The 25,545-nt window shown below is 65.2% G+C and carries 22 protein-coding genes; 17 read left to right on the forward strand and 5 right to left on the reverse strand.

Annotated elements, in window-relative coordinates; genetic code table 11:
- Position 1 precedes the first annotated feature (1 nt).
- The 9 genes from PSEMO_RS24240 (at position 2) to PSEMO_RS24280 (ending at position 10,303) form a co-directional block, all read left to right on the forward strand.
- Complete coding sequence (locus PSEMO_RS24240) at positions 2 to 1,156, forward strand: mandelate racemase family protein (RefSeq protein ID WP_075805473.1); 1,155 nt, start codon at positions 2 to 4, stop codon at positions 1,154 to 1,156.
- Between the two features lie 71 nt (positions 1,157 to 1,227).
- Positions 1,228 to 2,838, forward strand: coding sequence for an ABC transporter substrate-binding protein (locus PSEMO_RS24245; RefSeq protein WP_075805474.1), 1,611 nt, complete (start codon positions 1,228 to 1,230; stop codon positions 2,836 to 2,838).
- Positions 2,839 to 2,869: 31 nt separating this feature from the next.
- Positions 2,870 to 3,907 (forward strand): ABC transporter permease, encoded by a 1,038-nt coding sequence (locus PSEMO_RS24250; RefSeq protein WP_075805475.1) that lies wholly within the window; start codon positions 2,870 to 2,872, stop codon positions 3,905 to 3,907.
- A 45-nt stretch (positions 3,908 to 3,952) separates the two neighbouring features.
- On the forward strand, positions 3,953 to 5,551 hold the full coding sequence (locus PSEMO_RS24255) for an ABC transporter substrate-binding protein (protein WP_075805476.1): 1,599 nt from the start codon (positions 3,953 to 3,955) through the stop codon (positions 5,549 to 5,551).
- A 53-nt stretch (positions 5,552 to 5,604) separates the two neighbouring features.
- Positions 5,605 to 6,522: an ABC transporter permease gene (locus tag PSEMO_RS24260; RefSeq protein WP_075805477.1), complete on the forward strand. Its 918-nt coding sequence runs from the start codon at positions 5,605 to 5,607 to the stop codon at positions 6,520 to 6,522.
- A gap of 12 nt (positions 6,523 to 6,534) precedes the next feature.
- Entirely contained in the window at positions 6,535 to 7,374 is an 840-nt protein-coding gene (locus PSEMO_RS24265; protein ID WP_075805478.1) for an ABC transporter ATP-binding protein, read from the forward strand.
- 10 nt (positions 7,375 to 7,384) lie between these two features.
- On the forward strand, positions 7,385 to 8,164 hold the full coding sequence (locus PSEMO_RS24270; RefSeq protein WP_075805479.1) for an ABC transporter ATP-binding protein: 780 nt from the start codon (positions 7,385 to 7,387) through the stop codon (positions 8,162 to 8,164).
- Positions 8,149 to 8,505: a 5-carboxymethyl-2-hydroxymuconate Delta-isomerase gene (locus tag PSEMO_RS24275; RefSeq protein WP_075805480.1), complete on the forward strand. Its 357-nt coding sequence runs from the start codon at positions 8,149 to 8,151 to the stop codon at positions 8,503 to 8,505. Before PSEMO_RS24270 ends, PSEMO_RS24275 begins: the two co-directional genes overlap by 16 nt.
- 37 nt (positions 8,506 to 8,542) lie before the next feature.
- Positions 8,543 to 10,303, forward strand: coding sequence for a glycosyl hydrolase family 28 protein (locus tag PSEMO_RS24280; RefSeq protein WP_075805481.1), 1,761 nt, complete (start codon positions 8,543 to 8,545; stop codon positions 10,301 to 10,303).
- A gap of 65 nt (positions 10,304 to 10,368) precedes the next feature.
- On the opposite strand, the gene PSEMO_RS24285 is transcribed toward PSEMO_RS24280, so the two are convergent.
- A complete protein-coding gene (locus PSEMO_RS24285; protein WP_075805616.1) occupies positions 10,369 to 11,112 on the reverse strand; it encodes a FadR/GntR family transcriptional regulator in 744 nt (247 codons plus the stop codon).
- A gap of 101 nt (positions 11,113 to 11,213) precedes the next feature.
- On the opposite strand from PSEMO_RS24285, the gene PSEMO_RS24290 reads away from it, so the two are divergent.
- Positions 11,214 to 11,879 (forward strand): FadR/GntR family transcriptional regulator, encoded by a 666-nt coding sequence (locus PSEMO_RS24290; RefSeq protein WP_075805617.1) that lies wholly within the window; start codon positions 11,214 to 11,216, stop codon positions 11,877 to 11,879.
- Positions 11,880 to 11,889: 10 nt separating this feature from the next.
- Here PSEMO_RS24290 and PSEMO_RS24295 read toward each other — a convergent pair whose 3' ends face one another.
- Both PSEMO_RS24295 and PSEMO_RS33600 read right to left on the reverse strand, forming a co-directional pair.
- Positions 11,890 to 12,783: a LysR family transcriptional regulator gene (locus PSEMO_RS24295; protein ID WP_075805482.1), complete on the reverse strand. Its 894-nt coding sequence runs from the start codon at positions 12,781 to 12,783 to the stop codon at positions 11,890 to 11,892.
- Positions 12,759 to 12,932, reverse strand: coding sequence for a hypothetical protein (locus tag PSEMO_RS33600; protein ID WP_178392048.1), 174 nt, complete (start codon positions 12,930 to 12,932; stop codon positions 12,759 to 12,761). The genes PSEMO_RS24295 and PSEMO_RS33600 overlap by 25 nt, the downstream gene beginning before the upstream one ends.
- Between PSEMO_RS33600 and PSEMO_RS24300 the strand changes: the two genes are divergently transcribed.
- The 6 genes from PSEMO_RS24300 (at position 12,931) to metC (ending at position 19,937) form a co-directional block, all read left to right on the forward strand.
- Positions 12,931 to 14,010 carry a 4-oxalomesaconate tautomerase gene (locus tag PSEMO_RS24300; protein WP_075805483.1) on the forward strand — a complete coding sequence of 360 codons (1,080 nt, stop codon included), beginning with the start codon at positions 12,931 to 12,933 and terminating at the stop codon, positions 14,008 to 14,010. The two genes, PSEMO_RS33600 and PSEMO_RS24300, sit on opposite strands and share 2 nt — an antisense overlap.
- 61 nt (positions 14,011 to 14,071) lie before the next feature.
- On the forward strand, positions 14,072 to 15,391 hold the full coding sequence (locus PSEMO_RS24305; RefSeq protein ID WP_075805484.1) for a dicarboxylate/amino acid:cation symporter: 1,320 nt from the start codon (positions 14,072 to 14,074) through the stop codon (positions 15,389 to 15,391).
- 106 nt (positions 15,392 to 15,497) lie between these two features.
- Positions 15,498 to 16,802 (forward strand): CitMHS family transporter, encoded by a 1,305-nt coding sequence (locus PSEMO_RS24310; protein ID WP_075805485.1) that lies wholly within the window; start codon positions 15,498 to 15,500, stop codon positions 16,800 to 16,802.
- Between the two features lie 36 nt (positions 16,803 to 16,838).
- Positions 16,839 to 18,092, forward strand: coding sequence for an OprD family porin (locus PSEMO_RS24315; RefSeq protein WP_075805486.1), 1,254 nt, complete (start codon positions 16,839 to 16,841; stop codon positions 18,090 to 18,092).
- 178 nt (positions 18,093 to 18,270) lie between these two features.
- Complete coding sequence (locus PSEMO_RS24320; protein ID WP_075805487.1) at positions 18,271 to 18,762, forward strand: GNAT family N-acetyltransferase; 492 nt, start codon at positions 18,271 to 18,273, stop codon at positions 18,760 to 18,762.
- Positions 18,762 to 19,937 (forward strand): cystathionine beta-lyase, encoded by a 1,176-nt coding sequence (metC, locus tag PSEMO_RS24325; RefSeq protein ID WP_075805488.1) that lies wholly within the window; start codon positions 18,762 to 18,764, stop codon positions 19,935 to 19,937. Before PSEMO_RS24320 ends, metC begins: the two co-directional genes overlap by 1 nt.
- A gap of 138 nt (positions 19,938 to 20,075) precedes the next feature.
- On the opposite strand, the gene acuI is transcribed toward metC, so the two are convergent.
- The gene (gene acuI / locus PSEMO_RS24330) at positions 20,076 to 21,056 is read right to left on the reverse strand and encodes an acrylyl-CoA reductase (NADPH) (RefSeq protein WP_075805489.1); all 981 of its coding nucleotides are present in this window, start codon (positions 21,054 to 21,056) and stop codon (positions 20,076 to 20,078) included.
- Positions 21,057 to 21,178: 122 nt separating this feature from the next.
- Between acuI and treS the strand changes: the two genes are divergently transcribed.
- A complete protein-coding gene (treS, locus tag PSEMO_RS24335; protein ID WP_075805490.1) occupies positions 21,179 to 23,245 on the forward strand; it encodes a maltose alpha-D-glucosyltransferase in 2,067 nt (688 codons plus the stop codon).
- Between the two features lie 101 nt (positions 23,246 to 23,346).
- On the opposite strand, the gene PSEMO_RS24340 is transcribed toward treS, so the two are convergent.
- Positions 23,347 to 25,530 (reverse strand): malate synthase G, encoded by a 2,184-nt coding sequence (locus PSEMO_RS24340; RefSeq protein ID WP_075805491.1) that lies wholly within the window; start codon positions 25,528 to 25,530, stop codon positions 23,347 to 23,349.
- Between the last annotated feature and the right edge of the window lie 15 nt (positions 25,531 to 25,545).

Here is a 25,545-nt window from a genome sequence, read left to right on the forward strand (position 1 = left end):
CATGATCATCACTGCTGTAAACGTGCAGATTTTTTCCTACCCCACCCGCCGCGCCGTCGACAGCGCCGGCCATGCCCACCCCGGTGACGTGACCCAGGCGAAGATGGCCCTGCTGCGCATCACCACCGAATGCGGCAACGAAGGCTACGCCCTGGGCGCCCCCGAACTGATCCGCCCTTATGTGCTCGACGGCTTCGTGCGCAAGGTGCTGGTCGGGGCCAATGCCTTCGACCGCGAGAAGATCTGGCATGACCTCGCCCACTGGCAGCGCGGCAGCGCCAGCCAGCTCACCGACCGCGCCCTGGCCCTGGTGGAACAGGCACTGTGGGACTGGGCCGGACGCAAGCTGAACCTGCCGGTGCACAAGCTGATCGGCGCCTACCGCGACAAGGTCCCGGCCTATGGCTCGACCATGTGCGGCGACGAACTCCCCGGTGGCCTGTCCACCCCTGAAGAGTACGGCCGCTTCGCCGAGACCCTGGTCAAGCGCGGCTACAAGGCGATCAAGCTGCACACCTGGATGCCGCCGGTGTCCTTCGCCCCTAGTGTGCCGATGGACATCAAGGCCTGCGCCGCCGTGCGCGAGGCGGTCGGCCCGGATATCGCCCTGATGATCGACGGCTACCACTGGTACAGCCGCACCGACGCCCTGACCATCGGCCGCGCCCTGGAGAAGCTCGACTTCGCCTGGTTCGAAGAGCCGATGATGGAAGACTCGGCCGAGTCCTATGCCTGGCTCGCCGGCCAGCTGGACATCCCGATCCTCGGCCCGGAAAGCCTCGGCGGCAAACACCTGAGCCGGGCCAGCTGGGTCAAGAACGATGTCTGTGACATCCTGCGTGCCGGTGTCGCCGGGGTCGGCGGTATCGCCCCGTGCCTGAAGGTGGCGCACATGGCCGAGTCGTTCGGCATGGATTGCGAGATCCACGGCAACGGCGCGGCCAACCTGGCGGTGGTCGGCGCGATCAAGAACTGCACCTGGTACGAGCGCGGCCTGCTGCACCCGTTCCTCGATTACGACGAGGTGCCTGCCTACCTCAAGCGCCTGGTCGACCCGATGGATGCCGACGGCTTCGTCCATCTCTCCGACCTGCCGGGCCTGGGCGAGGACATCGATTTCAACTACGTCGAGACCAATACACTGCACAGCTACTGATTCGTGCCTGGCGGCGCGCGCCCGGCGCGTGCCGCCCGAGAGTCCAATAACTACAAGAAAGGCAATCTCACATGAGCGTTCTCCCGAAACTCCGCGCGGGGGCGTTGGCTACGCTGCTGGCCCTGAGCGCCACGCCCCTGGCTTTCGCCAAGACCCCGGCCGACCAGCTGATCGTCGGCATGAGCATGATCAACCTGCTGTCCCTCGACCCGGCCGCTGCCACCGGGCTGGACGTGTCGGAGGTCAATGCCAACCTCTACGACATGCTCCTGGTCCAGGACGCCCGCCAGCCGGACCAACTGGTCCCGGCCCTGGCCGAAAGCTGGCAGGTCAGCGACGACCGCAAGTCCCTGACCTTCAAGCTGCGCGAGGGCGTCAAGTTCCACTCCGGCAACACCCTGACTGCCGAGGACGTCGCCTGGTCGCTGCAACGGGTGCTCAAGCTCAACCTGGCCCTGGCTTCGACCTGGAAAGCCTACGGTTTCACCGCTGGCAACGTCGCCACGCAGATGCGCGCCGTCGACCCGCAGACCTTCGTCATCGAGCTGCCGCGGCCGACCGACCCGCTGCTGGTGCTCAACACCCTCGCCACCTCGCCAAGCGCTTTCATCCTCGACCGCAAGGTGGTGCAGCAGCACCAGAAGGGCGACGACATGGGCGGCGCCTGGCTGACCACCCACGCGGCCGGCAGCGGCCCATTCGTACTCAAGGACTGGCGCGCCAACGATGTGATCCTGATGAACCGCTTCGACGGCTACTGGGGCGGCCCGGCCAAGCTCAAGCGCATCGTCATGCGCAACATGACCGAGTCGCAGTCGCTGCGCCTGATGGTCGAGCGCGGTGACCTCGACCTGGCCAAGGGCATGTCGGCGCCGGACATCGAAGCGCTGGAGAAATCCGATCAGGTCCGCACCCAGACCGTGCAGCGCGGCACCCTCTACTACGTCGCCCTGAGCGTGAAGAACAAACCCTACGACGACGCCCGGGTCCGCAAGGCCGTGCGCTCGCTGATCGACTACCAGGGTCTGAACCAGACGGTGATGCCGCACTACGGCGAGCTCAACCAGCGTCCATTGCCCCTGGGCCTGGCCGCGCGCCTGGACGATCCGGGCTACACCCTGAACGTCGCCGAGGCGAAGAAGCTGCTGGCCGAGGCCGGCTACCCCGACGGCTTCAAGACCACCATCCGCGTGCTCACCGAGCCGCCCTTCATCAATATCGCCTCCAGCCTGCAGGCGACCCTGGCCCAGGCCGGGATCCAGGCGACCATCATCACCGGCACCGGCAACCAGATCTACGGTGCCATGCGCGAGCGCAGCTTCGACATTCTGGTCGGTCGTGGCGGCGGCGGGGCCGAGCGCCATCCGCACTCCAGCCTGCGCACCCTGGTGTACAACCCGGACAACCGCGACGAAGCCAAGCTGAGCAACTTCCAGGGCTGGCGTACCTCGTTCTACAGCCCGGAGCTCAACACCCTGATCGAGCAGGCCGAAGTCGAAGCGGACCCGGCGAAGCAACTGGCCCAGTACCAGCAGATCCAGACCACCCTGGACCAGCAGGTCGGGGCGATCCTGCCGGTGTCGCAGATGACCGACACCGTGGTGCTCTATCACGACGTCCAGGACTACCAGGGCCATAGCGCCGCCACCACCCGTTACAAGGACGTGTACAAGGCCCGCTGAGGCCTGGTGCAGCGTTCTTCAGGAGCCCGTTATGTTCGCTTCCTCTGCCTCCCTGCTGGGCGCCCGCGCGTCCGGCACCGCGCGCCGGGCCGGCACGGTCCTGGTGACCCTGCTCGGCCTGCTGGCGCTGACCTTCTTCATCGGCCGGGTCATGCCCCTCGACCCGGTGCTGGCCGTGGTCGGCCCGGATGCCGACAGCTCCACCTACGACCAGGTGTACCGGGCCATGGGTCTGGACAAACCAATCTGGACCCAGTTCGGCCTGTACCTCAACGACCTGCTCCACGGTAATTTCGGCAACGCCCTGCTCACCGGCCACCCGGTGCTGGAGGACATCAAGCGGGTGTTCCCGGCGACCATCGAGCTGGCCACCCTGGCGATCCTCTTCGGCGTGCTGATCGGCCTGCCGCTGGGCGTGGTCGCGGCCAGCAACCAGGGCAAGGTCGGTGACCATGTGGCCCGGGTCATCACCCTGTTCGGCTACTCCACGCCGATCTTCTGGGTCGGCATGATGGGCCTGCTGGTGTTCTACGCCTGGCTTGGCTGGGCCGGCGGGGCAGGGCGCATCGACCTGGCCTACGACGGCATGGTCGAGGAAGTCACCGGCCTGCTGCTGGTGGACACCGCCATCGCCCGGGACTGGGAGGCCTTCGCCAGCGCGCTCAAGCATATCGTCCTGCCGGGGCTGATCCTCGGCCTGAACTCGGTGGCCTATATCAGCCGCATGACCCGCAGCTTCATGCTCGAACAGCTGTCCCAGGAATACATCATCACCGCCCGGGTCAAGGGCCTGTCGCGGCGCCAGGTGGTCTGGGGCCATGCCTTCCGCAACATCCTCGTGCAACTGCTGACGGTGGTGGCCCTGGCCTACGGCTCGCTGCTCGAAGGCGCGGTGCTGATCGAGACGGTGTTCGCCTGGCCCGGCTTCGGCCAGTACCTGACCAGCAGCCTGATGCTCGGCGACATGAACGCGGTGATGGGCTGCGTGCTGGTGATCGGCCTGATCTTCGTCGCCCTCAACCTGATCAGCGACGCCCTGTACAAGGTGTTCGACCCAAGGACCCGCTGAAGCCCCCGTGGCCACCCGGCATAACTACAAAAAGAAGGATGCCCCATGAAGACTGTATTTCCCGCCTTGCTCGGCGCCGTGCTGGCGTTGGGCCCGATGGCCGCGGTGCAGGCCAAGACCCCGGCCGACCAGTTGATCGTCGGCATGAGCCTGGTCAACCTGTTCTCCATCGACCCGGCCAACGCCCCGGGCCTGGATGCCTCCGGGATCAACGCCAACCTCTATGACACCCTGGTCAAGCGCGACCAGGGCAACCCGGAAAAGCACCTGCCGCAACTGGCCGAGCGCTGGGAGGTGAGCGAGGACGGCAAGTCGATCACCTTCCACCTGCGCGATGACGTCAAGTTCCACTCCGGCAACCCGCTGACCGCCGAGGACGTGGCCTGGTCGCTGTACCGGGTGATGAAGCTCAACTTCGGCCTGGCCACCAACTGGAAGGCCTACGGCTACACCGTCGAGAATATCCAGGCGCTGATCCGCGCCAGTGATGCCCATACCCTGGTGGTGGAGCTGCCACAGCCTACTGATCCGCTGCTGGTGATCGACTCCCTGGCGACCTCGCCGAGCGCGGTGGTGGTGGACCGGGTGGAGGTGCTCAAGCACGAGAAGAACGGCGACCTCGGCGGCGCCTGGCTGGTCACCAACGAAGCCGGCAGCGGCCCCTTCACCCTGAGCAAATGGAGCGCCAACGACGCCCTGGTGATGACCCGTTTCGACGGCTACTGGGGCGGCCCGGCGAAGATGAAGCGGGTGCTGCTGCGGCATATGACCGAGTCGCAGTCGCTGCGCCTGATGCTCGAGCGCGGCGACCTCGACCTGGCCTACGGCATGGCCGCGCCGGATATCAAGGCTATCGAAAGCTCGGACAAATTGCAGGTGCAGTCCCTGCAACGCGGCACCATGTACTACGTGGCGATGAGCATGAAGCAGCCGCAGTTCGCCAACCAGAAGGTCCGCGAGGCGGTGCGCAACCTGATCGACTACCAGGGCCTGGACCAGCAGGTCATGCCGCACTACGGCAAGCTCAACCAGCAGCCGATGCAACTGGGCCTGGAGGCGCGCCTGCCGGATCCGGGCTACAAGCTGGACGTGCCGAAAGCCAAGGCGCTGCTGGCCGAGGCGGGCTATCCGGACGGTTTCACTACCACCATCCGCACCCTGTCCGAGCCGCCCTTCATCGATATCGCCGCGCGCATGCAGGCGACCCTGGCCGAAGGCGGGATCAAGGCCACCATCGTTCCCGGCACCGGCAACCAGGTGTACGGCGCCATGCGTGCGCGCAACTTCGAGATGATCGTGGCTCGCGGCGCCGAGCGTTACCCGCACCCGTATTTCAGCCTGCGCACCTTCGTCTACAACCCGGACAACAGCGATGCTGCCGGCCTGCCCAACTTCCAGGGCTGGCGCGCCTCGTTCTTCGACCGCCAGCTCAACGAGCTGATCGACCGTGCCGGCGTCGAGCGCGATGCCGCCAAGCGCCTGGCCCTCTACCACGAGGCGCAGACCCGCTACGACCAGGAGGCCGGGCCGATCATGATGATTTCGCAGATGACCGACACCGCGGTCAGCGCGGTGGATATCAAGGGCTTCACCGGCGACGACGCCGAGGCGACCCGTTACCTGGGCGTCTACAAGCAACGCTGAGTACCCGTCCGGGGCGACCCGGGCGGTCATCAACCGACCGCGAGAACAGGCCGATGATTGCCAACATGTCTTCCAGCGAAAGCGCCGCCAAGCGGCCAGCCGACACTACCCCGGCGTCCAGTCTCGACGCCTTCTACAAGAGCAGCCTGCGCGTGGCGCGCCACCTGCTGCGCAACCCCATGACCCTGGCGGGCTCGATCGTCGCCCTGCTGCTGGTGGTGGTCGCGGCCTTCGCGCCGTGGATCGCCACCCATGACCCGGTGGTGCAGAACCTCGCCAATGCCTCGCAGGCACCGGGCGCCGCGCACTGGTTCGGCACCGACGAATATGGCCGGGATATCTTCAGCCGCCTGGTCTACGGCTCGCGCATCACCCTGTACATCATTGCCCTGGTGACCGTGATCGTCGGCCCGATCGGGCTGTTCATCGGCACCGTCTCCGGCTACTTCGGCGGGGTGGTGGACACGGTGTTCATGCGCATCACTGATATCTTCATCTCCTTCCCCAGCCTGGTCCTGGCCCTGGCCTTCATCGCGGCCCTCGGCCCTGGCCTGGAGCATGCGGTGGTCGCCATCGCGCTTACTTCCTGGCCGCCGATCGCCCGTCTGGCCCGGGCCGAGACCCTGTCCCTGCGCAAGGCCGATTTCGTCGTTGCGGTGGAGCTGCAGGGCGCTTCGGCGAGCCGCATCATCCTCCGGCATATCGTGCCGATGTGCCTGTCCTCGGTGATCATCCGCCTGACCATGAACATGGCCGGCATCATCCTCACCGCCGCGGCCCTGGGCTTCCTCGGCCTGGGCGCCCAGGCGCCGTTGCCGGAGTGGGGCGCGATGATCTCCACCGGGCGCCGCTACATGCTCGAGTGCTGGTGGCTGGTGGCGGTACCGGGGGCGGCGATCATGCTCGTCAGCCTGGCGTTCAACCTGCTGGGCGACGGCCTGCGGGACATCCTCGATCCGCGTAGCGAGTAACTGGAGGCTTCTATGTCGTCGCTCAAACTCACTGTCGATTCGCTCAACGTGCGCTTCGTCAACGGCAAGAAAGAAATGCACGCGGTGCGCGATGTGTCCTTCACCCTGGGCCGGGAAAAGCTGGCCATCGTCGGCGAGTCCGGCTCGGGCAAGTCCACGGTCGGGCGCAGCCTGCTCAAGCTGCACCCGGCCAGCACGCAGATCACCGCCAACGCCCTGCGCTTCGGCGATGTCGACCTGCTCTCGGCCAGCGAAAAGGCCATGCAGCAGATCCGCGGCCAGCGCATCTCGATGATCATGCAGGACCCCAAGTACTCGTTGAACCCGGTGGTCAGGGTCGGCGACCAGATCGCCGAGGCCTACCTGGCCCACCACAAGGCCAGCCGCGCCGAGGCCCGCGAGCGGGTCCTGCTGATGCTGGAGAAGGTGCATATCCGCGACCCCAAGCGGGTCTACGACCTGTATCCCCACGAAGTCAGCGGCGGCATGGGCCAGCGCATCATGATCGCCATGATGGTCATCACCAACCCGGAGGTGATCATCGCCGACGAGCCCACCTCGGCCCTCGATGTCTCGGTGCGCCAGCAGGTGCTCAACGTGCTGGAGGAGCTGGTGGTGGAGCAGCAGATGGGGCTGATCTTCGTCAGCCACGACCTCAACCTGGTGCGCAACTACTGCGACCGGGTGCTGGTGATGTACGCGGGGCGGGTGGTCGAATCCCTTGCCGCCGCCGACCTGCACCGCGCCGAACATCCTTATACCCGCGGCCTGCTGGCGGCCCTGCCGAGCATGGACAACCGCCGTCCGCGCCTGCCGGTGCTGCAACGCGACCCGCTCTGGCTCACCTGCTGAGGAACCGACCATGTCCATGATCCAAGCCCAATCGCTGAACCTGAGCTTCGGCGTCGGCCCGGCGCTGAACCAGGTGCTGCACGACGTCAACCTGAGTGTCGAGGATGGTGAATCCTTCGGCCTGGTCGGTGAGTCCGGGTCCGGCAAGACCACCGTATTGCGCTGCCTGGCCGGGCAATACCGGCACTGGACCGGCGCGCTGAGCATTGCCGGCGTGCCCTTGCAGCACAAGATTCCCAAGGAGCACTTTCGCAAGGTGCAGATGGTCTTCCAGGACCCCTACGGCTCGCTGCACCCGCGCCACACCATCGACACCGCGCTGCGCGAGCCGCTGGTGATCCATGGCATCGGCGAGCGCGACGACCGCATCGACGACATCCTGCACAAGGTCGGGCTCAACGACAGCTTCCGCTATCGCTACCCGCACCAGTTGTCCGGTGGCCAGCGCCAGCGCGTGGCGATCGCCCGGGCGTTGATCCTGCAGCCGCGGGTGTTGCTGCTGGACGAGCCGACCTCGGCGCTGGATGTGTCGGTGCAGGCGGAAATCCTCAACCTGCTCTCGGACCTGCGCCAGCGCGAGAAGCTCACCTACCTGATGGTCACCCACGATCTCGGGGTGGTCAGCCACCTGTGCGACAAGGTCGCGGTGATGCAGCACGGGCGCATCGTCGAGCGCCTGGATTGCCAGGGGTTGAGCCAGGACCTGGCGACCCACGAGTACACCCGGATGCTGGTCCAGGCCAGCCGTGATTTCAGTGCCGAGGGGAGCCGTCCATGCCTCACTGCCTGATCGAATGCCCGACCACGCTGGCCGCGCGGGTCGGCGAGCGGGTGCTGCTGACGGCGGTGCATGACGCCATCGATGCCAGCGGGTTTTTCAAGCCCGGGGATATCAAGGTGCGGATTGCCGGCTATGGGCATTACCGCTGTGGGGCAGGGGAGGATGACTTCGTGCATGTGACCCTGTCGGTGCTGGATGGGCGCAGTGTCGAGCAACGACGCAGCCTGGCGACCGCGACCATCGCGGCGCTGGTTGCCCTGTTGCCGGAGGTGAAGACGCTGTCCATGGATGTCCGGGAGATGCAGCGGGCGGTGTTCGTTAATCGGGCGAGCGCCGAAATCGCAGGTTGATCACAAACCCTGTGCCTATCAAACAAGGAAGATAACAATGATGCGCCCCCTTATCGCCACCCTGGCCCTGACCGGCAGCCTGCCACTCTGGGCCCTTGAAGCCCCACCCAAACCCCAGGTCCCGACCCTGGCCTATGACGACCGGCAGATCATCCTGGTCTGGGAAAAACCAGCCGGCCACAGCGACATCACCGACTACCACATCTACGCCAACGGCAAGCTGCTCGGCGGCGCCAACGCCAACGCCGACCAGGTCTCGCCGGCCAAACCCTGGATCGACCGCTTCTACCAGCAGGACACCCGCAAGTTCCACCACCGCATCGCCCTGCACAGCTTCACCGCGGAAAACCTGCAACCCGACCGCGAATACCGCTTCACCGTGCGTTCGGTGGGCCGTGACGGCAAGGAGTCTGCCGACAGCCCGGTGCTCGTGCAGCGCACCAGCAAGGTCCCGGCCCTGTTCGACGTTCGCAAGTATGGCGCCAAGGGGGATGGCTCTACCCTGGACACCGCCGCCATCCAGCGCGCCATCGACGCCTGCACCACCGGCTGCAAGGTCCTGCTGCCCGCCGGCACCTACAAGAGCGGCGCGCTCTACCTGAAGAGCAACATGACCCTGGAAATCGCCGAAGGCGCGACCCTGCTTGGCTCCGAGCGCCCTGAGGACTACCCGCGCGACGGCTATATCCAGTACCCGTACTCGACCACCGTGCGCCCGGCCTCGCTGATCAACGCCTTGCCCCGCGACCCGCGTGCCCACCAGGCCTTCGAGAACATCCGCATCGTCGGCAAGGGCACCATCGACGGCAACGGCTGGAAGCGCGAGGATCGCGCGGGCGAAACGCTGCCGTTCTACCTGCCCAGCGACAACACCCGCTACATGCACGATGGCGTGCTGGCCAAGGCCCAGGTGGAGCGGGCGGTGGCCGAGGGCATGAACGTCAAGGACGCCTACGGGCAGATGCGCTCGTCGCTGATCACCCTGCGCGATGTGAAGAACGTCTTCTACGGCGGCTTCACCGTGCTCAACCCGGCGTACCACGGGATCATGAACCTGGAGACCGAGAACGTGGTGCTGGCCAATACCACCCACAAGACCTACGACGCCAACAACGGCGACGGCATCGAGTTCGCCAACAGCCGCAATGCCATGGTCTTCAACAACTTCTTCGATACCGGTGACGACTGCGTCAACTTCGCTGCCGGCACCGGTGCCGAGGCGGTGAAGCAGAAGCCTCAGGATGGCGCGTGGATCTTCAACAACTACTTCCGCAAGGGCCACGGCATGGTGGTCGCCGGCAGTCACACGGGGGCCTGGATCGAGAATATCCTTGCCGAGGACAACGTCTCCGACGGTACCGATGCCGGGTTGCGCATGAAGAGCACCAACTTCATGGGCGGCGGGGCGCGCAACGTGGTGTTCCGCGATTCGGCGCTGCGCAACACGGTGAAGCAGGCGTTCATCTTCACCCTCGACTACAACGATCCCAACGCCAAGCTCGACTACCAGCGCTCGACCATTGCCGGGCAGTTCCGCGATGTGCGGGTCAGTGATGTGAGTGTGGAGAATGCCGGGATGGCGGCGATCGAGGTCAAGGGGGATAGCGCGCACGATGCCTGGCACCAAGGGCTGGTGTTCGAGCGGGTGCGCTTCAGTGGCGGGGCCAAGGTGAAGATCGACGGGCTGCGGGATTCGCGGTTCGAGGGGGTGAGGTTCAGTGAGACGATGGGGGGCAACCCCTGGAAGATCGCAACTAGCGCGGACCTGGCGTTCAGCGATGTCGAGCCAACCCCATAACGCCTGACCTCAGATGACCCTGTGGGAGCTGGCAAGCCAGCTCCCACAGGTTATGTGTTACGGCTTCATTCGCTGTAGAACGCCTGCAGCTTCTGCGCCTCACGCAAGCGCATGCGGCTGTTGTTCAAATGCATGAACATCGCCGCCCGCGCCGCATCCACCTGGCGGCTGGCGATGGCGTCGAAGATCTGCTGGTGCTCGACATTGATCCCGGCCAGGTAGGTGCTGCGGTTGCTCTGGCCGGTGTAGGCGGAGTTCATCCGGGTCCGCGGGATCATCTTGGTCCCGAGGTTCTTCATGATGTCGATCAGGTACCGGTTACCCGATGCCTTGGCAATCTTAAGATGGAACTGGAAGTCGGCATTGGTGGTGCTGCCGGACTTTTCCGGCCCCTGCATCAGCGCTTCCAGGGCCTGCTCCAGTTCCTCCAGCGCCTGCGGGGTGGCCCGTTCGGCGGCCATGCCGGCGGCCTGGACTTCCAGGCTCAGGCGGAACTCCAGCAGAGCGAGGACGTCGGACAGCAGGACGATGGTCGCCGGCCCGACGTTGAAACCCTCCGGTGCCGGCATGTCGAGGACGAAGGTGCCGACGCCATGCCGGGTCTCCACCAGCCCCGCCGCCTGCATCCGCGACAACGCCTCGCGCACCACGGCGCGGCTGACCCCTTCGGCCTCCATGATGCTGGCTTCGGTGGGCAGCTTTTCGCCACGCTGCAACTGGCCGTCGCGCATGCGCTGGGCAAAGCGTTCGACCAGGGTTTCGGCGAGGCGGCGGGGCTTGTGCGGCGTGAGGGCGGTGAGGTCCGTCATGGGCAGGCTCTTCGTCAATTGGCCGGCAGTATAGTGCGGTTTGCCCAAGGGCTGCCGGTATACTGCCATCATCTTTTCGCTTAGCACGGTTGTTCCTGAATATGCCGCACGCTTCCCCTGATCGACGTCCGAGCCTGGCCCAGCGACTGGTGCTGGTGCTGTCGGAGAAAATCCACGCCGGTGAATGGCCGGCGGGCAGCAAGCTGCCGACCGAGCAGGTGCTGACCGAGGCCCATGGCGTCAGCCGCACCACGGTGCGCGAGGCGTTGTCGCGCTTGCAGGCCGAAGGGCTGGTGGAAACGCGCCGGGGCATCGGCACCTTCGTCGTCGATGCGGTGCGCCCCGGTGAAACCGAAGGTGAGGCCCCGGAGAAGGGCAGCGCCTGCGACGCGGTGGCCATCGTCGAACTGCGCCTGAGCCTGGAAGTGGAAGCCGCCGGGATCGCCGCGCAGCGGGCCAATGCCGCGCAACTGGAGGCCATGCGCGCCGCCCTCGATCAGGCGGACGACGATTTCGCCTTCGACCTGCAGATCGCCCTGTGCACCGGCAACAGCTTCTTCATCGATGCCATGAGCCATCTGGGCAGCAGCTTGATGGGCGACGCCGCTCCGGTGTTCGACGAGCCGCAGCGGGCGCGCTGGAGCCGCGAGCGCGAGCAGGTTTTCGCCTCGATCAGCCGCAAGGACGTCGAGGGCGCGCGGGCGGCGATGCGTTTGCATCTGGTCAATTGCCTGAGCCATGCCCGGGCGGCGCTTCAGCACGCCTGAGCCTTGACCCTCAGCGCTCCTTCCATTTCTCCAGCAGGATCGCCACGAACTTCTCCGCTGCCGGCGACAACGACGCCCCCCGGCGATAGACCAGGCCCAGGGTCCGGGTCACCTCCGGCTCGGCCAGGGGGATGCTGACCAGGGTCGGGTGGTCGGCCCCGGGCATGGCCAGGCTGGGCATGGCCGAGACCCCCAGGCCGGCCTCGACCATGCCCAGCGACGTGGACAGGTGCTGCACTTCATAGAACCACTTCGGCTTGATATTCAGCCCGCTCAAGGCATGGTCGAGCAGCATGCGGTTGCCGCTCAGGCGACCCACGCCGATCAGCCGGTAGGGCGCCAGTTCCGACCAGGTCAGGGCCTTGCGCTCGGCCAGTTCATGGTCGCGGCGGCAGGCCAGGACAAACTTCTCTTCCACCAGCGGTACGAACTCGATATCGGCGTGCTGCCCACCCATCATGTTGATGCCGAAATCCGCCTCGCCGCGCAGCACCGCCTCCAGCCCGTCGTTGGCGCTGAGGTCGAGCAGGCGGATGCGGATCTTCGGGTACTGCTCGTTGTACAGGCGGATCACCGAAGGCAGGAAATAGAACGCGGCGGTCGGAATGCAGGCCAGGGTGACCTGGCCACTCTGGCGCTCTGCCAGTTCGCGGATGCTCAGGATCGAATCCTCGAAGTCATCCAGCAGGCGTCGCGCCTTAGGCAGGAAGTCGCGGCCGACGCTGGTCAGGCCGACGCGCCGGGTGGTGCGTTCGAGCAGCGGGGTGCCCAGGCCTTCCTCCAGCTTCTTGATGCGCCGGCTCAGGGCCGGCTGCGACAGGTGCAGGGCTTCGGCCGCTTCATGGAAGCTCCCGAGTTCGGCGATTTTGACGAAAGATCTCAAATCTTGAAGCTCATATTCCATGGAAAACAGCCTTGGTCGATGGCGCTTTTATTCATGTTTGAAACGCAATAATCAGGACGATCTTTGCATTGGATTGATTTATACGAGCCTGTCACTCTTGTTTCAACAGCATCAATCATGTCGATTGATAAACGAGAGTCAGTAGTCATGCAACGAATTCCCTGTGTGCTCATGCGCGGCGGTACCTCGAAAGGCCCGATCTTCCATGCCTGGGATCTGCCGTCGAACGTGGTCGAGCGTGATGAAGTCCTGCTCAATATCATGGGGTCGGGGCACGAGCTGGAAATCGACGGCATCGGTGGCGGCAGCCCGCAGACCAGCAAGGTGGCGATCGTCAGCCCGTCGCTGCACGCCGATGCCGACGTCGATTACCTGTTCGTCCAGGTGATGGTCGCCCAGCGCCGGGTCGATACCGCGCCGAATTGCGGCAACATGCTCTGCGCCGTCGGCCCGTTCGCCATCGAGCAGGGGCTGGTCAAGGGCCAGGAAGGCCGCACCCTGGTGCGCATTCGTAACCTGAACACCAATACCTTCGTCAATTCGCTGGTGGAGACCCCGGGTGGCATCGTCCGCTACGAGGGCCGTACTGCCATCGACGGCGTACCGGGCACCGCAGCGCCGATCCACCTGACCTTCCTCGATGCCGTCGGCAGCAAGACCGGCAAGCTGTTCCCCACTGGCCAGGCCAAGGACGTGATCGATGGCGTGCCGGTGACCTGCATCGACATGGCCATGCCGATGATGATCGTCGAGGCGAGCCAGCTTGGCGTCAGTGGTTCGGAGAGCCCGGCGCAACTGGATGCCGACCGTGAGCTGCTGGAGCGCCTGGAAGCGCTGCGGCTCAAGGCGGGCAGGGCGATGGGCCTGGGTGATGTGAGCAATATGGTCATCCCCAAGCCGGTGCTGGTTTCGCCGCCGCGCCAGGACGGCACCCTGCAGGTCCGCTACTTCATGCCGCACAACTGCCATCGTGCACTGGCGATCACCGGTGCCATCGGCCTGGCCACCGCCTGCGTCAGCCCGGGCACCGTTGCCCAGCAACTGCTCGGTGACAGCGCGGCGGACCTGACCGAAGTGCGCCTGGAGCACCCGGGTGGCGGCATCGATATCGCCCTGTCCCGTAGCGGACCGGGCGGCAAGACCCTGCAAGCCTCGGTGGTCCGTACCGCCCGTCGGCTGTTCTCCGGTTTCGTCTACGCACCAACCTCGCGACGGCTTGCTGGCTGATACTGCAGGTAACCGTCACCACAGCGCGCATCCGCACAAATTCAAGAATGGGTGATGCCTCATGAAACTCGCAAAATCACTGTATTTCCAGATCATCTGCGCCGTCCTGCTCGGCGTGCTGGTCGGCCACTTCTGGGCGCAACAGGCGGTTGCCCTGAAGCCCCTGGGTGATGCCTTCATCAAGCTGATCAAGATGATGATCGCCCCCGTGGTGTTCTGCACCATCGTCACCGGCATCGCCGGGATGACCGACAAGAGCAGCCTCGGCCGCCTGATGAGCAAGACCCTGTTTCTGTTCCTGGCGCTGACGGTGATCAGCCTGGCGATCGGCCTGGCGGCGGTCCATCTGTTCAAGCCCGGCGTGGGCATGAACATCGACCCGTCCACCCTGAGCATGGCCGGCCTCAGCCAGTACACCGATTCGGCGGCGAAGCTGGGCGTGGTGGACTTCTTCATGCACATCATCCCCGACACCTTCATCGGCGCCTTCAACAAGGGCGAGGTCCTGCCGGTGCTGTTCATCGCCGTGCTCTGCGGTTTCGCCCTGTCGGCCATGGGTGAGCGCGGCCGGCCGGTGCTGGATGTCCTGGAAGCGCTGTCGCAGATGGTCTTCCGCATCTTCGGCTACCTGATGCGCTTCGCCCCGGTCGGTGCCTTCGGTGCGCTGGCGTTCACCGTTGGCCAGTACGGCATCACCTCGCTCGGCTCGCTGGCCAAGCTGGTGATGACCCTGTACATCGCCTGCGCCTTCTTCGTCATCGTGGTGCTGGGTGCCGTGTGCCGTTTCCATGGCTTCAGCCTGTGGAAGCTGCTGCGTTACTTCCGCGAGGAATTCCTCGTGGTCCTCGGCACCTCGTCCACCGAGCCGGTGCTGCCGCGGATGATCGAGAAGCTCGAAGGCCTTGGCTGCAAGAAGGGCGTGGTCGGCCTGGTGCTGCCCACCGGCTACTCGTTCAACCTCGACGGTACGGCGATCTACCTGTCGCTGGCCGCCGTCTTCATCGCCCAGGCCTGCAATATCGACCTGAGCCTTGGCCAGACCCTGACCATGCTGGCGATCATGCTGCTGTCGTCCAAGGGCGCGGCAGGGGTGACCGGCAGCGGCTTCGTCGCCCTGGCCTCGACCCTCACCGTGATCCACGACATCCCGCTGGCCGGTCTGGCGTTGCTGATCGGTATCGACCGCTTCATGTCCGAGGCCCGGGCCCTGACCAGCCTGGCCAGTAACGCGGTAGCCACCGTGGTCATGTCGCTGTCCGAAAAGGCCTGTGACCGCGAGGTGCTGATGCGTGCCCTGGACGAGGGCCACCAGGCGCCTGTCGCCGAGCCTGGCGAGCAATCGGTGCCCTGGCCTGCCGAGCAGCCCCAGCGCCACACCTGATCCAACCCGCGTTACCCCGACATAACACTCCGATACCCCTGCCCGGCAGTCATACTGCCGGGTAGCGAATACGGCTGCCTTCACAATAAAAACAAGAGTGAATCCTATGCTCGCATTGCTGGGTTTGATCATGGTGGTGACCTTCACCTACCTGATCATGAGTAAACGCCTGTCCCCGATCGTCGCCCTGACGGTGGTGCCGATCGTCTTCGCCCTGATCGGCGGCTTCGCCCCGGAGCTGGGCAAGATGATGCTCGACGGCCTGAAGATGGTTGCGCCGTCCGCCGCACTGCTGCTGTTCGCCATCCTGTTCTTCGGCCTGATGATCGATGCCGGCCTGTTCGATCCGCTGATCCGCAAGATCCTCAAGCGGGTCAACGGCGACCCGGTCAAGATCGCCATCGGCACTGCCTTGCTCTCGCTGCTGGTGGCCCTGGACGGCGACGGCACCACCACCTACATGATCACCTGCGCGGCGATGCTGCCGCTGTACAAGCGCATCGGCATGAACCCGATGATCCTGGCGACCGTGTCCATGCTCTCGCTGAGCATCATGAGCGGCATGAGCCCCTGGGGCGGTCCGGCGACCCGGGCGATCGCGGCCCTTGGCCTGGATGCCACGGAGTACTTCATCCCCATGCTGCCGACCATGATCGGCGGGGCGGCCTGGGTGGTGTTCACCGCCTTCCTGCTGGGGCGCATGGAGCGCAAGCGCATCGGCAACATCAAGCTCGAGTCCGGTGGCGGCAACTGCTACATCAAGGCGATCCTCGAAGACACCCCGTACAAGCGTCCGCGCCTGGCCTACGTCAACCTGGTGCTGGTGATCGTGGTGATGGTCGCCTTGGTGATGGGCCTGATGCACGCCGCCATCCTGTTCATGATCGGCTTCGTCGCGGCACTGATGATCAACTACCCGCAGCTCGAACTGCAGAAAGAGCGGATCCTCGCCCATTCCGGCAACGCCATGACCGTGGTCCTGCTGGTGTTCGCCGCCGGCATCTTCGCCGGCATCTTCTCCGGGACCAAGATGGTCGATGCCCTGGCCCAGACCCTGGTCGCCTGGATTCCCGAGGCCTGGGGCCACTGGTTCCCGCTGGTGGTGGCGCTGACCAGCATGCCGCTGACCTTCGTGCTGTCCAACGATGCCTACTACTTCGGGGTGGTGCCGATCCTGGCCAACGCCGCTGCGGCCTACGGCATCGACCCGATCGAGATCGCCCGCGCCTCGGTACTCGGCCAGCCGGTGCACCTGATGAGCCCGCTGGTGGCCTCGACCCTGCTGCTGGTGGGCATGGTCGATCGCGATATCGGCGATTTCCAGAAAGCCACGGTGAAATGGGCGGTGTTGACCTCCCTGGTGATCACCGTACTGGCCGTGCTGACCGGCGCCATTTCGTTCTTCGTCTGAAACCACACCCAACAACAATAAAACAGAGTTTCCAACATGACCCGTATCTACCGTCGTGGGGTCGCTTGCGGCCTGTGTTTCTGCTATCTGCCCGTTGTCGGCGCCGCAGGCTTCATCGAAGACAGCAAGCTCAAGCTGCAACTGCGCAACGTCTACTTCAACGAAAACTTCCGCGACGAGCAGGGTATGAGCGCCCGCGCCGCAGCTACTGCGAAAAGCGAGCGGGTGGAGTGGGCCCAAGGCTTCCTGCTCGATTACCAGTCGGGCTTTACCCAGGGCACCCTTGGATTCGGCGTGGATGCGTTGGGCCTGGTCGGCGTCAGGCTCGACTCGGGCAAGGGCCGCAGCGGTACCGGTCTGTTACCGGTGCATGACGACGGCCGGGCCGCCGACGAATTCGCCAGCGCCGGGGCTACCGCCAAGGTTCGCCTGGGCGAAACCGTGCTGCGCCATGGCACCTTGCTGCCGAAGAATCCCTTGCTGGTCTACAACGACGCGCGCCTGCTACCACAGACCTACCAGGGCTCGGAACTGGTCAGCAAGGACATCGCCGGCCTGACCCTGACGGCCGGTCACCTGGACCGCTTCAAGCTGCGCGACTCGTCCGACAGCGTCGGCCTGTTCCTCGATGGCTACAGCGGCGACGCTTCCGGAGACTTCAATTACGCCGGTGCCGACTACGCCTTCAGCAAGCAATTGCGCCTCAGCTACTTCCATGGCGAACTGCAGAACTTCTATCGCCAGGACTTCGCCGGAGTCCAGCACGACTTGCCGCTGGCCGGCGGCGTGCTGACCAGTGACCTGCGCTTCTTCAAGAGCCAGGACAGCGGCGCGGCCCACGGCGGCAAGATCGACAACGACATGCTCAGCGGGCAGCTGTCGTACAGCCATTCCGGGCACACGGTCGGTGGCGGCTACCAGGTGCTGCGGGGGGATGCGGGGCTGCCTTATATCAGCGGCGCGACCGTGTATTCGTTCAGCAACGTCGGTATCGGCAAGTTCATCGAGGAGGATGAAAAGACCTGGATGGCCAGTTATGCCTACAACTTTGCCGCCGTGGGGGTACCGGGTCTGACGTTCATGACCCGTTACCTGAGTGGCGACAACGACCACTCCGGCAGTGCCAGCCGGCAGGAGTGGGAGCGGGATATGGAGCTGGCCTATGTCCTGCAGTCGGGGCCTTTGAAAGGGCTGGGTATCAAGGCACGGAACTATGTGTATCGCTCGGATTTTTCCAGGGGGCGGGATAGCAATCGGGTCTATCTCACCTATGACATCGCGATCTGGTAGCTGGATTTTGTTGTGTTGCTGATGGCCTAATCGCTGGCAAGCCAGCTCCCACAGGTACAGCGGTGCTCTCGAGAGCACTGGTAGACCTGTGGGAGCTGGCTTGCCAGCGATTAGGCCCTATCAGACGACATCTGCTTTACCATAGGCACCTCGCCCGCCTTAGCCAGGAGCCTCACTCATGTCCACCCTGCATTTCCGCCACCCGCTCCCCGCCGACGCCGAACGCTGCTTCGCCATCGAAACCGGCGCCTACGAGGGCGACGAGGCCGCGACCCTGGAGAAGATCCGCACCCGTATCGGCGAGTACCCGCAGGGCTTCCTGATTCTCGAAGTGGACGGCCAGGTCGCCGGCTTCATCAACAGCGGCTGCGCCCACGAGGTGGTGATGTCCGACGAGGCCTTCAAGGAACTGGTCGGCCACGATCCGGCAGCGCCCAATGTGGTGATCATGTCGGTGGTGGTGGACCCGGCCTTCCAGGGCAAGGGCTACGCCAAGGCGCTGATGACGGAATTCGTCCGGCAGATGAAGGTCCTGAACAAGGCCACCATCCATCTGATGTGCAAGCAACAGCATGTCGATTTGTATCGCCGGATGGGCTATCAGTACGTACAACCGTCGCCGTCCGAGCATGGCGGCATGTCCTGGCATGAAATGATCATGAGCCTCTGATGACCGATTCCAACGACGAGTTTTCCCTCGCGACGCAACTGACCCGCCTGGGCCGCGATCACGACATGCAGCACGGCTTCGTCAATATGCCGGTGTTCCGCGGTTCCACCGTGGTGTTCAAGACCCTGGCCGATCTGGAAGCGAACCGCGGCCGCTACACCTACGGGACCAAGGGCACGCCGACCATCGAAGCCCTGGAAAAGGCCTGGAGCGAACTGTCCGGGGCGGCGGGCACGGTGATGTCGCCGTCGGGGCTCGGCGCCCTGGCCCTGGCGCTGTTCACCACGCTGAAAAGCGGCGACCACCTGCTGATGCCTGACTCCACCTACCAGCCGACCCGCATGCTGTGCGAGAACCTGGTGAAGAAGTTCGGCGTCGAGGTGACCTACTACGACCCGCTGGTCGGCGCCAATATCACCGAATTGCTCAAGCCCAACACCTCGACCATCTTCCTCGAGTCCCCCGGCTCGCAGACTTTCGAAGTCCAGGACGTCCCGGCCATCACCGCCGTGGCGAAGGCCCGGGGGATCAAGACCATCCTCGACAACACCTGGGCCACGCCGGTGTTCTTCCGCGCCCACGAGCACGGCTGCGACCTGGCGGTGGAGGCGGGGACCAAGTACCTCGGCGGGCATTCCGACCTGCTGATGGGGCTGGTCACGGCCAATGCCGAAACCTGGCCGGCCCTGCGCAAGACCTACGACGCCATGGCCATGCTGCCGGGGGCCGAGGATTGCTTCCTGGCCCTGCGTGGCCTGCGTACCCTGCACCTGCGCCTGGAAGAGGCCCAGCGCCGGGGCCTGGAAATGGCCCACTGGATGGCGGCGCAGCCCGAGGTCGCCACGGTGCTGCACCCGGCCTTCCCGGAGTGTCCGGGGCATGAGATCTGGAAGCGTGATTTCAGCGGTTCCACCGGCCTGTTCTCGGTGATCCTCAAGCCCGGCTACAGCAAGGCGAACCTCGCCCATATGCTGGACAACCTGGCGCTGTTCGGCATGGGCTATTCCTGGGGCGGGTTCGAGAGCCTGATCATTCCCTTCGATTGCCGCAGCTACCGCACGGCGACCCGCTGGGCGCCGGATGGGTTGGCGTTGCGGTTGCAGATAGGGCTGGAAGGCATGGAGGACCTCAAGCGCGATCTGCGTGCCGGGCTCGACCGCCTGGCGGTTGGGTGATCGATCCGGAAGCGGCTTCGCTCCAGAGGGCCTCATCGCTGGCAAGCCAGCTCCCACAGTGTCCGCGGCGCTGCCGAACCCTGTGGGAGCTGGCTTGCCAGCGATGAGGCCCGCAAAAACAACCAGGTTCCGGGACTGTCAGCGATTCACATCCACCACGATCCGCCCACGAACCTCACCCCGCAACAACCGCGCCGCCGCCTCGATGGCATCCCCCAACCCGATCTCCTCGGTAATCAGCTCCAGCTGCTCGGCACTGACACTGCTCCCCAACCGCTCCCAGGCCTCGACCCGCCGCGCATAGGGCTGGGTCACGCTGTTCACCCCGAGCAGGCTCACCCCACGCAGGATAAACGGCGCCACTGTGGCCGGCAGGTCCATCCCCTGGGCCAGCCCGCAGGCGGCCACTGCACCTTCGGCCCGGGTCGCGGCGCAGACGTTGGCCAGGGTATGGCTGCCCACCGAGTCGATGGCCGCCGCCCAGCGCTCCTTGGCCAATGGCCGGCCCGGTTCGGACAGCTCGGCACGGTCGATCACGCTGCCGGCACCCAGGCGCTTCAGGTAGTCCGCCTCATTGGCCTTGCCCGTGGCCGCGATCACCGAATACCCGCGCCCCGCCAGCAGGCTGATCGCAAAGCTGCCAACGCCGCCACTGGCACCGGTCACCAGCACCGGGCCGTCATTGGGATTCAGGCCATGCCGCTCCAGCGCCATCAGGCAGAGCATGGCGGTGTAGCCGGCGGTGCCGATGGCCATGCTCTGACGCTCGCTGAAGGCTTCGGGATGGGGGATTAGCCAGTCTCCATTGAGCCGGGCCTTTTGCGCCAGGCCGCCCCAGTGGTTCTCGCCGACGCCCCAGCCATTGAGCAACACCCGATCGCCGGCCTTGTAGCGCGGATGCGAACTCTGTTCCACCGTCCCCGCCAGGTCGATCCCCGGCACCAGCGGAAACTGCCGGACCACCGGGCTCTGCCCGGTAATCGCCAGGGCATCCTTGAAGTTCAGGGTGCTGTAGGCCACGCGAACGGTGACATCGCCCTCGGGCAGGCGCTCATCGTCCAGTTGCGCCAGGCGGGTGGCGTAGGCGGGTTCTTTTTCGACCAACAGTGCGTTGAACATGGTGGACTTCCTGTTTTGGCAAAGGGTCCTTAATGGTCCCAGGCCATCATCGTTGTCAACCAGAACGTTTCCGCCTCCACGCCGTCAGAGTTAGCAATGACCCTGCTGCTAAGGAGGTAGTGATGACGGCCGCAAAAGGCGACTACGTGGAATGGCTGGAGGCGCAATCCATGCTCAAGGCGGCCCGGGAGCGGGCGCGGAGCTATGCCGGCCAGTCCCGCTTGTGGATGAACCCCTATGCCGAGGCGCGGCCGCGGCGGGCCATCGAGATCGCCTCGGTGTGGCTGACGGTCTACCCCGATTCCATCATCGGCCCCGAGGATGCCAGCGTGCTCGACGCCCTCGGCGCCGACAGCCTGTGGAAAGCCCTGTCCGAACTCGGCGTGCAGGGCATCCACACCGGCCCGATCAAGCGCTCGGGCGGTATCAGCGGCCGTGAATTCACCCCCAGCGTCGATGGCAATTTCGACCGCATCAGCTTCGATATCGATCCGCTCTACGGCAGCGAGGAGCAACTGGTGCACCTGAGCCGCATGGCGGCGGCGCACAATGCGGTGACCATCGACGACCTGATTCCCTCCCACACCGGCAAGGGCGCCGACTTCCGCCTGGCGGAGATGGGCCACGGGGAATACCCCGGCATCTACCATATGGTCGAGATCCGCGAGGAAGACTGGGGCCTGCTGCCTGAGGTGCCCGAGGGCCGCGACGCGGTCAACCTCAGCCCGGCCCAGTGCGACGAACTCAAGCAGCGCCAGTACATCGTCGGCCAGCTGCAGCGGGTGATCTTCTTCGAGCCCGGGGTCAAGGAAACCGACTGGAGCGCGACGCCGCCGGTGGTGGGCAGCGATGGCAAGACCCGGCGCTGGGTGTACCTGCACTACTTCAAGGAAGGCCAGCCGTCCCTCAACTGGCTCGACCCGACCTTCGCCGCCCAGCAACTGATCATCGGCGATGCCCTGCATGCCATCGACTGCCTGGGCGCCCGTGGGTTGCGCCTGGATGCCAACGGTTTCCTTGGCGTGGAGATGCGCCCCAACGACACCGCCTGGTCGGAAAGCCACCCGCTGTCCCTGACCGGCAACCAGATCCTCGGCGGCATGATCCGCAAGGCCGGCGCCTTCAGCTTCCAGGAGCTCAACCTGACCCTCGACGATATCGCCCAGATGTCCAGGGGCGGCGCCGACCTGTCCTATGACTTCGTCACCCGCCCGGCCTACCAGCATGCGCTGCTGACCGGTGACACCAGCTTCCTGCGCCTGATGCTCGGCGAGATGCAGCGTTTCGGCATCGACCCGGCCTCGCTGATCCATGCCCTGCAGAATCATGACGAACTGACCATCGAACTGGTGCATTTCTGGACCCTGCACGCCAACGACATGTTCCTCTACAAGGGCCAGACCTTCCCCGGCAGCATCCTGCGCGAGCATATCCGCGAGGAAATGTACGAGCGCCTGTCCGGCGAGCATGCGCCGTACAATTTGCGTTTCGTCACCAATGGCGTGTCCTGCACCACTGTCAGCATCATTACGGCGGCGCTGGGGATTCGTGACCTGGCGCAGATCGGCAGTGAAGAGCTGGCGCTGATCCAGAAGATTCACCTGCTGCTGGTGATCTACAACGCCATGCAGCCGGGGGTGGTGGCGCTGTCCGGCTGGGACCTGGTCGGGGCCTTGCCGCTGGCCGCCGAAGAGGTGGCCGAGCGCATGGGCGATGGCGATACCCGCTGGATTCATCGCGGCGGCTACGACCTGGTGGATCTGGCGCCGGAGGCCGGGGAATCGTTGCGCGGCATGCCGCGAGCGCGCTCGTTGTACGGCAGCCTGGCCAGCCAGTTGCAGCAGGCGGACTCCTTTGCCAGCCGGGTGAAGAAGGTGCTCGCGGTACGTCAGGCCTATGGCATCGCCGCCAGTCGCCAGGTGCTGGTGCCGGAGGTGCAGCATCCGGGGTTGCTGGTGATGGTGCATGAGTTGCCGGCGGGGAAGGGCACGCAGCTGACGGCGCTGAACTTCGGCAACGAGGTAATCGCCGAGGAGATCGTGCTGGAGGGCTTCACTCCGGGGCCTGTGGTGGACATGCTGGGTGAGACGCTGGAGGGGGATTTGCGGGAGGATGGACGGTTGCTGATCAACCTGGATCCGTATGAAGCGTTGTCGTTGCGGATTGTCAGCAGTAGCGGGCATTTGTGATGACAGTACTGGCCCTATCGCTGGCAAGCCAGCTCCCACAGGTACGCGTACCCTGTGGGAGCTGGCTTGCCAGCGATAGGGCCATCAGCAACACCCCATGATTACTGACTGACTTCCTCCTTGAACCTGCGCCGCCATTCATGCAACAACGGCTCGGTATACCCGCTCGGCTGCTCCACCCCCTTGAACACCAGGTCACAGGCCGCGCGGAATGCATGGGACGCCTCGAACCCCGGCGCCATCGGCCGGTACGCCGGATCCCCGGCATTCTGCCCGTCCACCACCGCCGCCATGCGCTCCAGCGTCTCGCGCACCTGCCCGGCACCCACCACCCCATGGTGCAGCCAGTTGGCAATATGCTGCGCCGAGATGCGCAAGGTCGCACGGTCTTCCATCAGCCCGACATCATGGATATCCGGCACCTTGGAGCACCCCACGCCCTGTTCCACCCAGCGCACCACATAACCGAGGATGCCCTGGCAGTTGTTGTCCAGCTCCGCCTGGATATCCGCCGCACTCCAATCGCGCCCGGCACTGACCGGAACACTGAGCAACCCGTGCAGCAACGCCCCGCGCTCGGCGTCCGCATCGATGGCTTCGAGCCCGGCCTGAACCTGCTGCACATCCACCTGGTGGTAGTGCAGGGCATGCAGGGTCGCGGCGGTGGGCGAGGGCACCCAGGCGGTGTTGGCGCCGGCCTGCGGGTGGGCGATCTTCTGTTCGTACATGGCCGCCATCAAGTCCGGCATGGCCCACATGCCCTTGCCGATCTGCGCCCGCCCACGCAGCCCGCAAGCCAGACCGACCAGCACGTTGCTGCGCTCATAGGCCTGGATCCAGGCGCTGCCCTTCATGTCGCCCTTGCGCAGCATGGCCCCGGCCTGCATGGCGCTGTGCATCTCGTCGCCGGTGCGGTCGAGGAAGCCGGTGTTGATGAACACCACCCGCTGCGCCGCCTCGGCGATACAGGCCTTGAGGTTGACGCTGGTGCGCCGCTCCTCGTCCATGATGCCCATTTTCAGGATGTGGCGGGGCAGGCCGAGGAGGTCCTCGACGCGGCCGAAGAGTTCGTTGGCGAAGGCGACTTCCTGCGGGCCGTGCATCTTCGGCTTGACGATATAGACGCTGCCGGTCCGCGAGTTGCCCTTGCGCTGCAGGTCGTGCACGGCGGCGAGGCTGGTGACCACCGCGTCGAGAATGCCTTCGGGGATCTCCCGGCCGGCCTCGTCGAGAATCGCCGGGTTGCTCATCAGGTGGCCGACATTGCGCACGAACAGCAGCGAGCGACCAGGCAGGGTCAGTTCCGCGCCGTCACGCCCGTGGTAGCGGCGATCGGGGTTGAGGGTGCGGGAGAAGGTCTTGCCGCCCTTGCTCACCGATTCGCTCAGCTCGCCTTTCATCAGGCCCAGCCAGTTGCGGTAGACCAGCACCTTGTCGTCGGCATCCACGGCCGCCACCGAGTCCTCGCAGTCCATGATCGTGCTGATGGCCGACTCCACCAGCAGGTCCTTGACCCCGGCGGGGTCGGTGGCGCCGATGGGGCTGTCGTGGTCGATCTGCACTTCGATATGCAGGGCGTGGTTTTGCAGCAGCACCGCGCCTGGGGCTTCGGCGCTGCCCTGATAACCGGCGAACTGCCCGGGTTTGCTCAGCCCCGTGTCACGGCCATCGGCAAGCGCGACCTTCAGTTCCCCGGCAGCCACGCGATAGGCCACGGCCTCCGTGTGCGACGCACCTTCGAGGGCAAACACCTGGTCGAGGAACGCCTTGGCCCAGGCCACCACCTTCGCGCCGCGCTGCGGGTTATAGCCGCCGCTTTTCTGTGCGCCATCCGCTTCGCTGAGCATATCGGTGCCATACAGCGCGTCGTACAGCGAGCCCCAGCGGGCGTTGGCTGCGTTCAGGGCATAGCGGGCATTCATCACCGGAACGACCAACTGCGGGCCGGCCTGGGTGGTGATTTCGTGGTCGACCTTGGCGGTGGCGACTTTCACGTTCGCCGGTTGCGGCACCAGGTAGCCGATCTCTTCGAGAAACGCCTGGTAGCCCGGCAGGTCCGTGACCGGCCCCGGGTGCTCGGTGTGCCAGGTGTCCAGCAGGGTTTGCAGGCGATCCCGCTCGGCCAGCAGGGCGCGGTTCTTCGGGGCGAGATCGTGGACCAGCCGGTCGAAGCCGCTCCAGAACGCTGTGGCATCGACCCCGGTACCCGGCAGGGCTTCGTCATCGATGAATCGCTTGAGGTTTTCCGCCACCTGCAACCGGTGGCTGGCAATACGCTGGGTCACGGCCAGTACTCCTTG

It is taken from the genome of Pseudomonas putida, from assembly GCF_001941965.1.
GTDB classification, from domain to species: Bacteria; Pseudomonadota; Gammaproteobacteria; order Pseudomonadales; family Pseudomonadaceae; genus Aquipseudomonas; species Aquipseudomonas putida_L.